This is a genomic window from Flavobacterium panici (genome assembly GCF_903819335.1).
GTDB lineage: Bacteria > Bacteroidota > Bacteroidia > Flavobacteriales > Flavobacteriaceae > Flavobacterium > Flavobacterium panici.
In genome coordinates, this window is the sequence record NZ_CAIJDE010000017.1 from 74,014 (window position 1) to 89,002 (window position 14,989).

A 14,989-nucleotide genomic window follows, 5' to 3' on the forward strand; every position below is an offset into this window, starting at 1 on the left:
AGCGAATCTCTGAGAAACTTTAAAAAATGAAAATAGGTCTTTATTTCGGAACATATAATCCCATTCATGTTGGTCATTTGATCATTGCCAATCACATGGCTGAGTTTGCAGATTTAGATCAGATTTGGATGGTCGTTACGCCTCATAATCCGTTAAAAAAGAAAGCTACTCTGCTTGATGATCATCATCGTTTGCAAATGGTTTATCTGGCAACTGAGGATTATCCGAAAATCAAACCTTCGGATATTGAGTTTAAATTACCACAGCCAAATTATACCGTAATTACTTTAGCACATTTACAGGAAAAAAATCCCAATCATGAATTTTCTTTAATTATGGGAGAAGACAATCTGAAAACGCTTCATAAATGGAGAAACTACGAAGTGATTCTTGAAAATCATGATATTTATGTTTATCCGAGAATTTCTGATGAACCTGAAAATATAGAATTAAAATCGCATCCAAAAATTCATGTAATCGATGCACCAATTGTAGAAATCTCTTCCACTTTTATTCGAAACAGCATTAAAGAAGGCAAAAATATTCAGCCTTTGTTACCGCCGAAAGTTTGGGAATATATTGATCACAATAATTTTTATAAGAAGTAAAAAATTTGAATTTAAAAAATAATGAATAGCCTCCAGCTTTAGCTGGAGGTTTTTTAATTTAACAACTTAGGGCTTTAGCCAAAATTGAATATTTGGCTAAAGCCCTATTCCCAATCTATTCTCTAACCTCCAGTTAAAACTGGAGGCAATTGATTTCTCTGGAAAAGGAAAAACCTTTGTCAAAGTTTAAAACTTTGACAAAGGTCTCGCTTCATTAATAAATCCAATAAAAAAGCCTGAATTTAAATTCAGGCTTTTTTATTTATGCTTCAACGTTAACTTCACTTTTTACTCGGGTTCTGATTTCACTTAGAGATTGATCTACTAAAAGTTTTCCATCTCTGAAAACTTCTTTCAATTCGCCTTGTTTTTCTTCTTCCCAAGAAACATTATCAGTTAAATGATACTTCCCGTCGATTAAATCGATTTTCATCAATCCTTTAGCCGATTTTTTAGTTCCGTCATCCGTAATCGGATCTTTGAAGATGGCTCTTCCCTCACCTTTTACTTCCCCGTAAGTTGCTTTCATCGCAAATCCGAAAGTATCTCTGGTATTATATTGATACGTAAAAGAACCAATTCCTAAAACTACGTTTGTAGATGCAAATCCTTTTTCTTTTAATCTTTCGCAAATTTGAGTCGCTCTTGCTACGGTAATACTGTCGCCATAAATTGCCCCAATTTGAGGAACTAATTCTTTATAGCCTTTTTCATTAACAGAACCACCAAAAACATCCCAAAGCAATTCAATTACACCTTTCTTTTCCTGTTCTGTTTTTCCGTTTGGATTTCCGCAGATAATATCAACCGGATCACCACTATCAGGACGAATTACTACTTTGCCTTCTCTAGAAACAATATCTTCTCTTAGACGCGGTAAATAATCGGTTAAAACCTTCCATAAATCCCAGGTATCAGAAACAATAGAAACAATTCCTTTTGGATACACTTCTGTAATTAATCTTTTGAAGGTTTCATATTCGCCTTCTGTTGTTCCCATACACATTACAGAATGCTCTGTAGCGGCAACTGAACCTGCAACTAATTCTGAATCTGAATTGGCTTTGTAATATTCTTCTAAGAAATCAATTGCCGGAATTGTATCTGATCCTGTAAAACTTAATAAATGTCCGGCTGCAGAAGTTACTGCCGCTTCGATTCCACCCATACCACGCATAGAAAAATCGTGCGCCTGCCAATCTACAAATTCAGGAACAGAAGAAGTTTCATCGGCATATTTATCCAATACTTTTCTGTATTCTTTTGCAATTGTTGCAGAGTTACAAGGAAGCCAGATTACTGCTGAAAGCAATGTTTCAAAATAATTCGTCAACCAGAAAAACTCAGGAATTGTATTATACATCGTAAACATTGGAACTCGCAATGGAACGCTTGCTCCTTCTGGCAAAGCTTTAAAAACCATCGGAATATATCCTAAATCATGTAAATCTTCGATATGTTTTGTTCCAACTTGGTTTTCGCCTAAATAGTTATTAATTCTTCTAGAATATTTCTTAACTACTTCTTCTTTTGGCTGTTTGAAGAAATATTGTTCAAAATCGTGAATGATATATTTTTTAATAAAATACTGCAATCCAAAAAACACAACTTCATCAAGATCTTCAATTCTTGATTTACGAGGCGTCCAGTTAGAATAAACTAAAGTGGTATTATCTGGGTATTGTCTTCTGTGGTCAACTTTGTAACCGTCGGTTAATAGTAATGGGTTCATATATTTTTATTTAATAAATTTTGAATTAACTCTTCTAATGTTTTAAATTGTTCTACCGAATATCTTTCGCATACGATATCAATATTTCCTTTACGCCAAAAATTTTCTTCGACAACTACTTTCATTTTATGCGATTGTGCATAAAGTCCAAACTCCAGTAACGATATTGGTGACATTGTATCTCCTGCAAAATACATGATAATAATATCTGCTCTTTCAAGCGCCTGAAGTTCCCAACTTACTTGTTCCTTAAAATGAATATTTTCTATCGTTTGCGACCAGCTGCTGTCCCACTCGTTTCTTCTTGGATTAAAAATAACGAATTGATCTTGCAGCAATTCTTCACATCTTTTCTGCCAGTTAATAGCTTTATCCATCTCTATAGAACCTGCTAAGAAAACGGTTTTTAAATCAATTTGCAAAGGAATTTCTTCTGGTGCTTTATAAATTTTCTTCATGGCTATTTATTTCTTCCTTTTTCAGCTGGATAAAACGTTTGTACTGCATCACTCTGCCAAAATTCCTTTGTTTCAACATAAATACAGGTTAATTTTCCATAAAAACCAGCTCCGGTATCAATATTCCACACATTACAGCCTTGCATTGGCACTTCAATATTATAATGAAGCGTTGGTGTGTGACCGATATAAATTTCATTATAAAGTAATAATCTTTTTGGATACGAAAGTGAATCTTTTTTGATTCTCTTGTCCATTGTCAAAGCCATTTCCCAAAGTGTTCTGTCCCAAGAATAGTTTGTTTTGTAATGTTCTTTTTCTGGTCCGTGCATGGATGAAAAACCAGCGTGAATAAACAAATTATTATTTTCATCATCTACAAAGTAATCTTTCATAGAGTTGAAAAAATGAAGATGTTTTTCTTTTTCCGAAGACTCAATATCGGTATAACTTTCTATCGTCGATTTTCCTCCATGCAGAAACCAAATATCATTTATGATATCTTTTTCTAACCATTCCTGACACCAGGCATCATGATTTCCTTTTATAAAAATACATTCTTGTTTTTGGGATAAATCTATAAGAAAATCAATTAATTGTTTTGATTCGCTCCAGCCATCGACATAATCCCCCAGAAAAATAAATCTGTCATTTTGGGAATAATCAATTCTTTCTAATAACTGAATTAATGCTTTTAATCCGCCGTGAATATCTCCAAAAACTAAAGTTCTTTTCATGATTTAAATTCGATATACTTTGCCGGAACTTCATCTGTCAACCAAACGTTATTTTCAGACAAATAAAACTTGAATCCGTCTCTGTGCATTGCTCCGCTTCTAACGGTTAAAATTTGAGGAACTCCACGTCTGCTTCCTACTTTTATTGCCGTTTCTTTGTCTTTGGAAAGATGTACGTGCTGACGGCTCATTTTTTTCAAACCTTCTTTCTGGATGTTTTCCATAAACTTTCCAACGGTTCCGTGATATAAATATTCTGAAGGTTCTGTTTCTGCTAAATTCAATTCAACCGAAATAGAATGTCCCTGACTCGCACGGATTTTGGTTTCATCTTCGTTATAAGCGAAACGTTTTTTATCATTGTTTTCTACCACATAATCTAAAAGAACTTTATCTAATTTGTTTCCTTTTTGGGAACATTTCAAAATTAATTCTTCTACATCTGCCCAGCCGTTTTCATCTAGTTTTAATCCGATTTTTTCCGGTGAATGTCTAAGTACTAAACTTAGAAATTTACTTACTGTTTTTGCTGTATTTTCATTCATTATTATTATTTTTTCTAGAAGTCATATACAACGACTTCAATATCATTACTCGAAAGTGTTTTGAGAATAATTGGTTCAATCATTTCCCACTTTCCTCCAGCCAAACCACAACCAATTCTAGGCATGTGAGCAGAAGCATTATTTTTTTCTGCAAAATCAGAAACTGCTTTTAATCCTTCTTCAATGGCGTTGTATCGTATTGGAGCGCCTCCGTTTTCATCTTTATTTATTTTGTGCTGTCCAATTAGATTTGCTACCCATAAATCTTCTTCAACCTGAACAAACTGCACTTTTCCTAATTCAAAATTATCTTTTGATCTGAACCATTCTCTATATTGGGTTTCTGGTTCTTTCCATTTTTTTGAGATAGCCATAACAAATCCTTTTCCCCATCCGCCAATATCATTGCAAACATGTACAATTATCTTGTTTCCTAATGTTTGCGGCGATGTTGCATCTCCTTTTATATATTGAATATCTTTCATTTTATATCTATTTTAATCAAACGTTCCTACGGAACGTAAATACAACCTGATAACATCTTATTCTACCGATGAGATATTCCTATGGAACATCTATAAAATGTTTTTGTAAATCTGATAATTTTCATCATCGAATCAGACAAAAATTACCTTTTCTATTTCTGAAATTCTTTCAAAATCTTTTACCGTTCTTATTGCTATTTCTGCTGCTTTATCTTTCGGAAAATGATAAATCCCAGTACTAATATTCGGGAAAGCGATTGTTTTTATTCCGTTTTGAATAGCAAGGTTTAAACTATTTTTATAACAGTCGGCTAACAATTTTGATTTCTCTTCTTTATCGCCATTCCAAACCGGACCAACAGTATGAATAACATATTTAGAAGGCAGATTTCCTGCGGTTGTTATAACCGCTTCACCCGTTTTGCAGCCGCCTTGCTTATTTCGAATCTGAATACATTCATCCAAGATCACTTTTCCTCCTTTTCTGTGAATCGCGCCATCAACTCCGCCACCGCCAAGTAAAGAAGTGTTTGCAGCATTTACAATCGCATCAACCTGAATCTCTGTTATATCTGCTTTTAGAAGTTCTAAAATCATTTTTTAAATTCATTTAATTTGTTCCTTAGTCCGACATTTGAACTTATACTGAACGATCTGTGAAATCCACTTTTACTATTTCAATTTCTCCAATAATATTAGAATTGAAATCGTTTAAATCTTCTGACGGAATCCAAAGTTCGTTATGATTTTTATCGCCTACATTTTGAACTTCATATTTCTCCAAAAAAGAGGTTTTGACTTCAAAAGCGGTGACAATTGCAATAAAACCTGAAAATTCATCAACGGTATTCCATTCTAAAGCAATTTGTTCTGCGTATTGTTGATTCGTTACAGGATAAAAAATAGGTTGCCAATTTAATCTTGGAGGAAAAGCTTTGTACTCCAAATCTGCGATAAGTTCCATTTCTTTCAATCCAACCGGACGATATAATCTTGTTGTTTCCATAATTTATTTCAATTCATCCCTAACTTCCATCAAAGCAAAACCTAAAAGATTCAATCCCTGCCATTTTTCAGGATTTGAAGCATTTGTATGATCACTTGCCATTCCAATTCCCCAAATGGGATCGACCGGACTTGCTTCAACTAAAACCCGATCTTTTGTATTTAGTAAAAATGTTTTTAAATCTCGATTCTGACTGAACTTATGATAATTCCCTTGTTTTACAATCTCGTATCGGTTTTCTAACCAAAGTTTTTCGTCATAATTTCTAACTTCTCTTCCTAACTTTTTGGCTTCGGCCGGAGAATCTGCTTCTAGAATTTTTTCTAAGATTTCTTCATCCTGAAACAATTCTGCTTTTTTTGCCATCATCCAGTGTTCAGCCGTTTTATAGGTTACTTTTTCAACTTTAAAAGAACTTAACCACCATTGACTGAAACAGGTTTTGGTAATTTTTCCGTCTTTATTAGCCTGATGTCCCCAGAAAAATAAAAACTTACTTTCTGGAGCTATATCTTGAATATTGTATTTCATATTAATTGATCTAATTTGATTTGGAAAACTCTTTCATCATCAAAATCTTTGAAAGAATTTGTGGTAAAGATTTTGTCAAAGCAATCCAAAACTTCAAAACCTTTATTGAAAATTCCGTGGCTTACTGCTAAGTATAATTTTCCGGCATTTTTCTTTTTTAATTCTTCGGCAAGTCCAACAAAAGTTCCGCCGCCGTCACAAATGTCATCTACAATTAAACAGTCAATTCCGTTTAAATCGTCTTCATAAACTTTAAAACCAGATAGTTTTCCTGTTTTCACGTCACGGCTTTTGCTGCATTCTACAACATCAATTCCACCTAAAAATTCAGAAACTTTGTAGATTTTCTTTAAAGCACCGCCATCTGGAGAAATCAATTTCACGTTTTCACCAATAACTTTTAAAATCTGCTGAATAAAGGTATGGTTCGGAATTACGGTACAATTGTTTACCAAAGCCGGAGTAACTTCAGAATGTGCATCAAAAACAAAAACTTTATTCAACTGAAGTCCGTTTATAATATCAGCATACACTTTTACAGATAAAGGTTCGCCGGGAATCATAACACGATCTTGTCTTGCAGCCGGGAAATACGGAATAAACAAATCGATGATTTTAACGTCCATTCTGCGTAAAGCGTCAACCGTAATACACAACAAACCTAAATCATTGAAAGAGTTTAATCTGTGTGTGATTGTTATTTTTTGATTGCTATCAAAATCCGGATTAATTTTTATGTGTGGTTCTCCTCCAGAGAATGTAAAACTTTGAAATTTGATTTCTTCCTGATTTTGGAAAGGAGCGAATTTTGGGTCGAGATTTAGTATCATGGTCTTTTAGTTTGCGTTAATTATACGCAAATGTAGAATTAAATTTTAAATAAACAATTTATTTTGTGTAAAAATTACGCAAACTTTATTTCGAAGTGAAATCCTTTTTGAGTTAACTCGTTATATTTCTGCTTATTAAACTTAAAAAGTTTAGCTGGACGACCTGTTTTTATTGGTGAAAATTTTTCTGTTTCCTCTAAAATATCAAAGCTTAAGATTTTTTTTCTGAAGTTTCGTCGGTCAATTTCTTTTTCTAAAATAGTGCAGTAAAGATTTTCAAGATCTGAAAATAAGAATTCTTCAGGAAGTAAATCGAAACCAATTGGTTCGTATGTTAGTTTTGATTTTAATCTTGAAATTGCTTTTTCAAGAATTAAATTATGATCAAAAGCCAAAGCCGGAATTTCATCTATTTTACACCATTGTACTCTTTCGGCATCGGTATTGGCTTTGATATCTAAGTTTGAAGCATCGACCAAAGCATAATAAGCAACTGAAATTACACGATTTCGGGAATCTCTGTAAATATCATCTCCAAAAGTGTATAATTGTTCCATAAAAGTCAGCTGTACGTTTGTTTCTTCGTGCAGTTCACGAATAACAGCATCGCTTAACGATTCAGAATTTTGAACCAAACCGCCTGGTAAAGCCCAGTATTTTTCTGAAGTTCCAAATTGCTGTTCAATCAATAACACATATAAATCATTGTTTTTGTATCCAAAAACAATCGCATCGACAGCAATTCTAATATTTTGTAAATTTTCCATAATCCTAAATCATATCAAACAAATATAACGAATGAGAGCCAATTTTATAATCTAATGCACAAGCATAACTTATAAAATTGACTCTCAATATTTTTTATCTTACTCTTTTCTTTAACCTTTTCTAATTCACGGTAATACTTTTCTTTGGACTACTTGTACACGCAGAACTTCCCTCTTTTGTAGTAACATCTGCCTTTACCTCAAATGTACCGGCAGACGAATAAGTATGTGAAACATTCATTCCTTCACCAGAAGTTCCATCTCCAAAAGTCCATTTAACAGAACTTACTGTTTTTGTTCCGGTATATTCTATCGAATAATTAATTTTCTTGGAATTAGCTCCATCAACAGAATGTTTTAATTGAATTAAAATCGATTCTCCAAAACAATCTACTATTTCCTCGTCATCATGCTTACTGCAGGAAAAGACTAAAAAAGCTATAATAACAACTGCAAAAATTCTTTTCATCTTTTTCATAAGTTATTGATTTTAGTTTTGTTAAATCAAATTTATGGTTTTAAAAGGCAAGCTCAAACAAAAAAAAGAAGAATTTTCATATATTTTATACCCGTTTCGGTTTTTAAAGAAAGCTTTTTGAACATTTATATTAATTCACCTGTATATTTTTCTTTTCGATTACATTACAATTCTCTTGATCTTTTCTAACTGTAATATCCGCTTGAATTTCATAAGTTCCTACTGTTTCATAAGTGTGCGTTACTCTTAAACCTTCTACATTTGGTTTTCCATCACCAAATGTCCATTTTATAGAACTTAAGGATCCTGATCCTTCATATTTAACCGAATACGTAATTTTCTTAGCATTAAGCGGATCTAAAGAATATTGTATCTCAACCTTTGATGATTGTCCCCAGCAATTTGTTATAGAATCTATTTGTTCTTCAGTGCAGGAATCACTAATAAAAATTACTGTTAGTAATAATAAAATTTTCGCAGCTATTTTCATTTAAGGTTTAAAGGGATTTCGTTAAAGATATTCTTAGCATTAATTACAATCTGTTACCGTAAAACAATTTTAACTCTTTTGAAATAATTTCGAAAAACGAATTCAAATTATTGTTTTTTGGTGTCAGCAGATATACAAATTCTTCCGGAACGTGAAAACTGTTCCATACTAACTGCAATTTATTTTGTTTGATGTAATCTCTTGCATTACAATTCCAGGTAATGGCTACTCCTTCGTTTTTAGATAAAAGTCTAAGCATTTCAGATTCTGAAGGAATAATATAATTAGGAACCATTGACGGTCTTTTTTTATTAAAAGCATGCAGCCAGAACATTTTTATATGCGGAATTCTCGCATCATGACTGTACCATTTTTGTGCATTCAGCCATTGCTCTATTTCTGTAAAATTATCGGCTTTTAATCTTTGGCGGAATTCGGTTATGTCTAAACTTGTTGGCGCAACCATTATTAGTTTAATTTTTCCAACAATTTCATAAGTCGTATCAAACGTATCAAACCTTTTTGTCGTAATAGCAAAATCAAGTTTTTTAGAATTCACTAATTCAAAAAGTTCGTCGTTTTCTGCAAAAGTAAAATCGATTAAATCAAACTTAGCAATTAAAAGATTACCAATACAATCGAAAAGATTTTTTGAAACCCCAACAGAAATTAATCGGTTGGCATCTTCTGCTTTAGCTCTAAAACCTGTTTCAACACTTTCGAGTCTGTCGAGTGCGTCTATAATTAAATTATTCAGTAACTTAGCGTATTCGGTTGGCTCAACTCCTTTTGATTTCCGATTAAACAATTTATTCCCCACATGAGCCTCGAGCATAGAAATCTGCTGACTTACTGCAGGCTGGCTCATAAATAATTCCTTTGCGGCAACTGAAAAATTGCCGTTTTTGTAAACTGCTTTAAAAGTTCTGTACCATTCTAGATTTACCATGATATAAATTTGTTTATAGCAAACATAGTTTATTTTATTTTTACTAATATCACTTTCCGCGTAAATTTGTTAAAAATTTTAATCACATGAAAAAAATAGCATTACTCGCAATAATTGCATTTGCCGCTGCAGGTGTTTCTGCTGTCGCACAAAAATCAAATAAAAAAGGTATGAAAAAAGTATTATTTGTTGTTACCAGCAACGATAAGCTGGGCAATACAGGAGAAAAGACAGGATTTTGGTCTGAAGAATTTGCTGCTCCTTATTATGAATTATTAGATAAAGGAGTTGAAATTACAATTGCCTCTCCGCTTGGAGGACAGCCGCCAATTGATCCAAAAAGTGCAGATCCTTCATCGGCAACTGAAGACACAAAACGTTTTGACGCTGATAAAGTTTTACAGGAAAAATTAAAAAACACTTTAAAGCTATCAACAGTTAATCAAAAAGATTACGACGCAGTTTTTTATCCTGGTGGACACGGCCCGCTTTGGGATTTAGTGGAAGATAAAAGTTCTATTGCTTTAATCGAAGCTTTTTATACTAATAAAAAACCTGTAGCTTTTGTATGCCACGCTCCGGCTGTTTTAAAAAATGTAAAAGTAAAAGGTGAATATCTAGTAAAAGGCAAAAAAGTTACCGGATTTACAAATGACGAAGAAGAAGCCGTTGGATTAATTAAAGTTGTTCCATTTTTATTAGAAGATGCTTTGGCATCAAACGGAGCAATTTTTTCTAAAGGTGCAAACTGGCAGCCCTATGCTGTTGAAGACGGTCTTTTAATTACAGGCCAAAACCCGGCATCATCTAAATTGGTAGCTGGAAAATTATTAGAAAAATTGAAATAAAGATACTAAGATTCTAAGTTGCTAAGGTTCTAAGATTTTAGCAACTTGGTGATTAGTAATAATAATTGAGATGCTAGGCTACTAGAATATTAAGTTTTGAGAAAAAAACTTAGAATCTTAGAACCTTAGCATCTTAGAAACTCAAAAAAAATCATGCTAAACTTTGAATTATACAATCCGACGAATTTAATTTTCGGAAAAGGACAAATTGAAAAACTTTCGACTTTAGTTCCAAAAGATGCAAAAATCCTTTTGGCTTATGGCGGTGGAAGTATTTTTAAAAATGGTGTTTACGATCAGGTAATCGCAAACTTAAAAGGTTTTGAAATCGTAGAATTTGGAGGAATTGAGCCAAATCCGCATTTTGAAACTTTAATGAAAGCTGTTGAAGTTATCAAAGCAGAGAAAATTAATTTTATTCTTGCCGTGGGCGGAGGATCTGTAATTGATGGTGTGAAATTTATTTCAGCCGCCGTTAATTTCCAAGGAAATCCGATTGATATTTTACAAAAACGAATTCTGATTAAAGAAAACGCTGTACCATTTGGAACTGTTTTAACGCTGCCTGCAACGGGAAGTGAAATGAATTCAGGATCTGTGGTTACAATCGAAGCTACACAGGAAAAACTGGCTTTTGGCGGAAGCGCATTATTCCCAAAATTTTCTATCTGCGATCCAACCGTAATTGAATCTTTACCAAAAAGACAAATTCAAAATGGTGTTGTAGATGCTTTCACACACGTAATGGAACAATACTTAACTTATCCGCATGAAGGTTTTCTTCAAGACAGAATCGCCGAAGGAATTTTACAGACTTTAATTGAAGTTGGGCCAAAAGTGGTTGAAAATCCAAATGATTATGCTTTGGCTTCAAACTTTATGTGGAGTTGTACAATGGCTTTAAACGGATTAATTCAAAAAGGGGTTCCAAGTGATTGGGCAACGCATATGATTGGTCACGAATTAACGGCTCTTTACGGAATTGATCATGCGAGAACTTTGGCAATTATAGGCCCAAGTTTATACAACGTAATGTTCGAAACTAAAAAAGGTAAATTAGCACAATACGGAAGACGTATTTTTAATCTTTCTGGTTCTGATGACGAAGTGGCAAAAGAAGCAATCAATAAAACAGTTGAGTTTTTCCATACAATGGGAATGGACACTAAACTTTCTCAATATACAGATGATTATACCAAAACTGCAGATTTTATCGTAAATCGTTTCGACGAAAGAGGCTGGAAAGGTTTAGGCGAAAATCAATTGGTAACTTTAGATAAAGTAAAATCTATTGTTGAGCTTAGTTAATAAATAAATTCCAAATTTTTTAAATTCCAAATTCCAATAGCATACTTAAAAATTGGAATTTGGAATTTTTTATTTAAAATATAAATCTCATTATAATATCAACAACTTGGAATTTGGAATTTAAAAAATTGGAATTTATATTTAACTAAAAAAGGCGTTCTTAATAAGTTTAGGAACGCCTTTTCAAAATACTAAAACAAAACTAACTAACTCAATTCTTGATAAATTCATTAAATTCTAATTTACAATTAGTTATAACGCACGTTTTTATTCTTTATTGCATACTTGTTAAAAATATTATTTATTTTATCCAAACATGCTGAAAACCATTGAAATTAAAGACGTTCATCAAATTTCTTAAATCAGATTTTGTATTATTACTACATTATTAAGTACTTTTGTTTTAAATTATTAAAATAATGAGCGGAAAATTAAAATTTGCAGTAATTGGAGGAGGAAGCTGGGCAACGGCAATTACAAAGATGTTATGTGTGAATCTTTCAGAAATTGCCTGGTATATGCGTAATGAATCTGCAATCGAACATATCCAAAAATACAAACACAATCCAAATTATTTAAGTTCTGTTGAATTTGACACCAGCAAACTTAAATTAACAAGCAATATAAACGAAGCAATCGAATTTGCAGATTATATCATTTTTGCGATTCCATCTGCTTTTTTAGATGCCGAATTAAAAAACATGACGGTTTCATTAGCTGATAAAATCATTTTTTCGGCCATTAAAGGAATTGTTCCAGAAACAAGTTTAATCGTTGGTGAACACTTTCACATTCAATACGATATTCCATATTATAATATTGGTGTTATTACTGGTCCTTGCCACGCTGAGGAAGTTGCTCTTGAAAGACTTTCGTACTTAACAATTGCCTGTGGAGACCCCGAAAAAGCTCGTACGGTTGCAAAATCACTTTCTGGAAATTACATTAAAGCTAAAATTTCTGATGATATCATTGGTACCGAATATGCTGCAATGCTTAAAAACATTTACGCAATCGCTGCCGGAATTGCTCACGGTTTAGGTTATGGAGATAACTTCCAATCGGTTATGATGAGTAATGGAATTCGCGAAATGAAAAAATTCATTCGAAAAGTTCATAAAATGAAACGTAACATTAATGATTCTGCTTATTTAGGAGATTTATTGGTTACAGGATATTCGGTTTTCTCCAGAAACAGAATGTTCGGAAACATGATTGGAAAAGGATATACTGTAAAAAGTGCCATGATGGAAATGAGCATGGTTGCGGAAGGTTATTACGCAACAAAAAGTGCCTATAAACTAAATCAGGGTTATGGTGCAAAAACGCCTATTATAGACGCTGTTTATTCTGTTTTATATGAGGGGAAAGATGCGAAGTCTGTATTTAAGAAATTGACGGAGTCTTTAGATTAGTTTTTTTGAAGAATATAGAATAAAGAGTATAGAAAATAGACCTATACTTTGAGAATAAAAAAAGAGTCAAGACTTATTTAATTTCGTCTTGACTCTTTTTCTTTTCCTGCAAGGTTTTTAAAACCTTGTAGGTATTTATTATAGGTGGTGTTAAATTCTAAACCTACAAGGTTTTAAAAACCTTGCAGGAGAAATGCTACTTCACCATTATCCCCTCAACAAACAAAATAGGCACTTCTTCCGTATTATTTTCGTTGATTAAATTCGATTTGAATATGAACTTCTTATCGTACAAAGTATTTCCAATAAAGAATGTTACCATAAATTCATTATTCAAAACCAAAAGGCTTTTCTCTATCATTTCGATCTTAACCACAGAAACAGCCGGAACTTCAACAAAAGCATGACGTAAAACCGATGTTTTTTTCATTTCACCATCAATAGTTCCAAATGCTTTTGAAACCACCATAACGCTGTCTAAATTAAAGTCGCTGTCGTTTACAAGATAAGCGTACCACACTTTTTCCATAAAATCATCGCTCCATTCCTGCACCGCAGCAAGAAACACATTTTCAACTTCTGGAATTGTTATATCTTTTTTCATTTTTATTAAAAGCTTTAAAACCTTTGTCAAAGCCTAAACTTCAACAAAGGTTTATTATATTATTATAATAAATTAGACATTCGAATTAATCTAAAATCTACAGTCTAAAATCTAAATTGCAACTTATATATTTGCTTTAAATTGCTCTAAGAAACGAACATCATTTTCGTAGAACATACGGATATCGCCAATTTGGTATAAAAGCATGGCAATACGCTCTACTCCCATTCCAAATGCAAAACCGTTGTATTCGTCTGGATTAATATCACAGTTTTTCAAAACGTTTGGATCAACCATTCCGCAGCCACCAATTTCTAACCAGCCCGTTCCTTTAGTAATACGGTAATCTGTTTCCGTTTTTAATCCCCAATAAATATCAATTTCAGCACTTGGCTCTGTAAAAGGGAAATAAGACGGACGAAGACGGATTTTAGATTTTCCGAACATTTCTTTAGTGAAATAAAGTAACGTTTGCTTTAAATCTGCAAAAGAAACATCTTTGTCAATATACAATCCTTCTACCTGATGAAAAATACAGTGCGAACGCGATGAAATGGCTTCATTACGGAAAACACGTCCCGGAGAAATAGTACGAATTGGTGGTTTATGATTTTCCATATAACGCACCTGAACAGATGATGTATGCGTACGCAATAACACATCAGGATTTGTCTGAATGAAAAATGTATCCTGCATATCTCTTGCCGGATGGTATTCCGGAAGGTTTAATGCCGTAAAGTTATGCCAGTCGTCTTCGATTTCCGGACCTTCAGAAACGTTGAATCCAATATTGGCAAAAATATCTATAATCTGATTTTTTACGATAGAAATAGGATGACGAGAACCAATAATTACCGGTTCTGCAGCACGCGTTAAATCGCCAAAAACTCCTTTTATTTCTTCTTTGCTTTCAAGCTCTTCCTGAATAACTTTTACTTTTTCCTCAGCAACAGCTTTTAAGGTATTCATTACAACTCCAAAATCTTTTTTCTGGTCGTTCGGGATATTTCTAAACTCATTAAAAAGTTCTCTTACTAAACCTCTACTTCCTAAATATTTAATACGGAATTGTTCTAACGATTCTTTATTTTTCTCATTAAAGGCTTTAGCTTCCTCTATATGTTGTTTGATCTTATCTATCATTTTCCTTCGATAATTGAGAGTACAAATTTAGTGTTTTTAGTTTAAAGTACGCAGT

The 14,989-nt window shown here is 33.0% G+C and carries 19 protein-coding genes; 4 read left to right on the top strand and 15 right to left on the bottom strand.

The features are described from left to right. Positions 1-26 precede the first annotated feature (26 nt). Positions 27-608: a nicotinate (nicotinamide) nucleotide adenylyltransferase gene (gene nadD / locus FLAPXU55_RS00450; RefSeq protein ID WP_180855951.1), complete on the top strand. Its 582-nt coding sequence runs from the start codon at positions 27-29 to the stop codon at positions 606-608. 262 nt (positions 609-870) lie between these two features. Here the strand turns inward: nadD and FLAPXU55_RS00455 are convergent, their stop codons facing one another. The 13 genes from FLAPXU55_RS00455 to FLAPXU55_RS00515 all read right to left on the bottom strand — a co-directional run bounded on the left by FLAPXU55_RS00455 (position 871) and on the right by FLAPXU55_RS00515 (position 9,616). Then, positions 871-2,340, bottom strand: a complete 1,470-nt coding sequence (locus FLAPXU55_RS00455) for a nicotinate phosphoribosyltransferase (RefSeq protein WP_180855953.1) — start codon at positions 2,338-2,340, stop codon at positions 871-873. Further along, positions 2,337-2,798 carry a nucleoside 2-deoxyribosyltransferase domain-containing protein gene (locus FLAPXU55_RS00460; RefSeq protein ID WP_053473402.1) on the bottom strand — a complete coding sequence of 154 codons (462 nt, stop codon included), beginning with the start codon at positions 2,796-2,798 and terminating at the stop codon, positions 2,337-2,339. Before FLAPXU55_RS00460 ends, FLAPXU55_RS00455 begins: the two co-directional genes overlap by 4 nt. 2 nt (positions 2,799-2,800) lie before the next feature. After that, positions 2,801-3,535: a metallophosphoesterase family protein gene (locus FLAPXU55_RS00465; protein ID WP_180855955.1), complete on the bottom strand. Its 735-nt coding sequence runs from the start codon at positions 3,533-3,535 to the stop codon at positions 2,801-2,803. Further along, positions 3,532-4,080, bottom strand: coding sequence for an RNA 2'-phosphotransferase (locus tag FLAPXU55_RS00470; protein ID WP_180855957.1), 549 nt, complete (start codon positions 4,078-4,080; stop codon positions 3,532-3,534). The genes FLAPXU55_RS00465 and FLAPXU55_RS00470 overlap by 4 nt, the downstream gene beginning before the upstream one ends. A 14-nt stretch (positions 4,081-4,094) precedes the next feature. Continuing rightward, a complete protein-coding gene (locus FLAPXU55_RS00475) occupies positions 4,095-4,565 on the bottom strand; it encodes a macro domain-containing protein (RefSeq protein ID WP_180855958.1) in 471 nt (156 codons plus the stop codon). A gap of 132 nt (positions 4,566-4,697) precedes the next feature. Beyond that, positions 4,698-5,162 carry an O-acetyl-ADP-ribose deacetylase gene (locus tag FLAPXU55_RS00480; RefSeq protein WP_180855960.1) on the bottom strand — a complete coding sequence of 155 codons (465 nt, stop codon included), beginning with the start codon at positions 5,160-5,162 and terminating at the stop codon, positions 4,698-4,700. Between the two features lie 43 nt (positions 5,163-5,205). Then, complete coding sequence (locus FLAPXU55_RS00485) at positions 5,206-5,571, bottom strand: ADP-ribosylation/crystallin J1 (RefSeq protein WP_180855962.1); 366 nt, start codon at positions 5,569-5,571, stop codon at positions 5,206-5,208. Between the two features lie 3 nt (positions 5,572-5,574). After that, positions 5,575-6,102, bottom strand: coding sequence for an NADAR family protein (locus FLAPXU55_RS00490; protein WP_180855964.1), 528 nt, complete (start codon positions 6,100-6,102; stop codon positions 5,575-5,577). Continuing rightward, entirely contained in the window at positions 6,099-6,932 is an 834-nt protein-coding gene (gene prs / locus FLAPXU55_RS00495; RefSeq protein WP_180855966.1) for a ribose-phosphate diphosphokinase, read from the bottom strand. The genes FLAPXU55_RS00490 and prs overlap by 4 nt, the downstream gene beginning before the upstream one ends. A 74-nt stretch (positions 6,933-7,006) precedes the next feature. Further along, entirely contained in the window at positions 7,007-7,699 is a 693-nt protein-coding gene (locus FLAPXU55_RS00500) for an NUDIX hydrolase (protein WP_180855968.1), read from the bottom strand. A 121-nt stretch (positions 7,700-7,820) separates the two neighbouring features. Next, entirely contained in the window at positions 7,821-8,177 is a 357-nt protein-coding gene (locus FLAPXU55_RS00505) for a PKD domain-containing protein (protein WP_180855970.1), read from the bottom strand. Positions 8,178-8,307: 130 nt separating this feature from the next. After that, positions 8,308-8,667: a PKD domain-containing protein gene (locus FLAPXU55_RS00510; protein ID WP_180855972.1), complete on the bottom strand. Its 360-nt coding sequence runs from the start codon at positions 8,665-8,667 to the stop codon at positions 8,308-8,310. 43 nt (positions 8,668-8,710) lie between these two features. Then, positions 8,711-9,616 (bottom strand): LysR family transcriptional regulator, encoded by a 906-nt coding sequence (locus tag FLAPXU55_RS00515; protein WP_180855974.1) that lies wholly within the window; start codon positions 9,614-9,616, stop codon positions 8,711-8,713. Positions 9,617-9,702: 86 nt separating this feature from the next. On the opposite strand from FLAPXU55_RS00515, the gene FLAPXU55_RS00520 reads away from it, so the two are divergent. The 3 genes from FLAPXU55_RS00520 (at position 9,703) to FLAPXU55_RS00530 (ending at position 13,187) form a co-directional block, all read left to right on the top strand. After that, entirely contained in the window at positions 9,703-10,464 is a 762-nt protein-coding gene (locus FLAPXU55_RS00520; protein WP_180855976.1) for a type 1 glutamine amidotransferase domain-containing protein, read from the top strand. Between the two features lie 153 nt (positions 10,465-10,617). Further along, on the top strand, positions 10,618-11,772 hold the full coding sequence (locus FLAPXU55_RS00525; RefSeq protein WP_180855978.1) for an iron-containing alcohol dehydrogenase: 1,155 nt from the start codon (positions 10,618-10,620) through the stop codon (positions 11,770-11,772). A 419-nt stretch (positions 11,773-12,191) separates the two neighbouring features. After that, positions 12,192-13,187: an NAD(P)H-dependent glycerol-3-phosphate dehydrogenase gene (locus FLAPXU55_RS00530; protein WP_180855980.1), complete on the top strand. Its 996-nt coding sequence runs from the start codon at positions 12,192-12,194 to the stop codon at positions 13,185-13,187. Between the two features lie 196 nt (positions 13,188-13,383). On the opposite strand, the gene FLAPXU55_RS00535 is transcribed toward FLAPXU55_RS00530, so the two are convergent. Both FLAPXU55_RS00535 and pheS read right to left on the bottom strand, forming a co-directional pair. Beyond that, positions 13,384-13,791, bottom strand: a complete 408-nt coding sequence (locus tag FLAPXU55_RS00535) for a hypothetical protein (protein ID WP_053473414.1) — start codon at positions 13,789-13,791, stop codon at positions 13,384-13,386. Between the two features lie 123 nt (positions 13,792-13,914). Beyond that, positions 13,915-14,934: a phenylalanine--tRNA ligase subunit alpha gene (gene pheS / locus FLAPXU55_RS00540; protein WP_180855982.1), complete on the bottom strand. Its 1,020-nt coding sequence runs from the start codon at positions 14,932-14,934 to the stop codon at positions 13,915-13,917. Between the last annotated feature and the right edge of the window lie 55 nt (positions 14,935-14,989).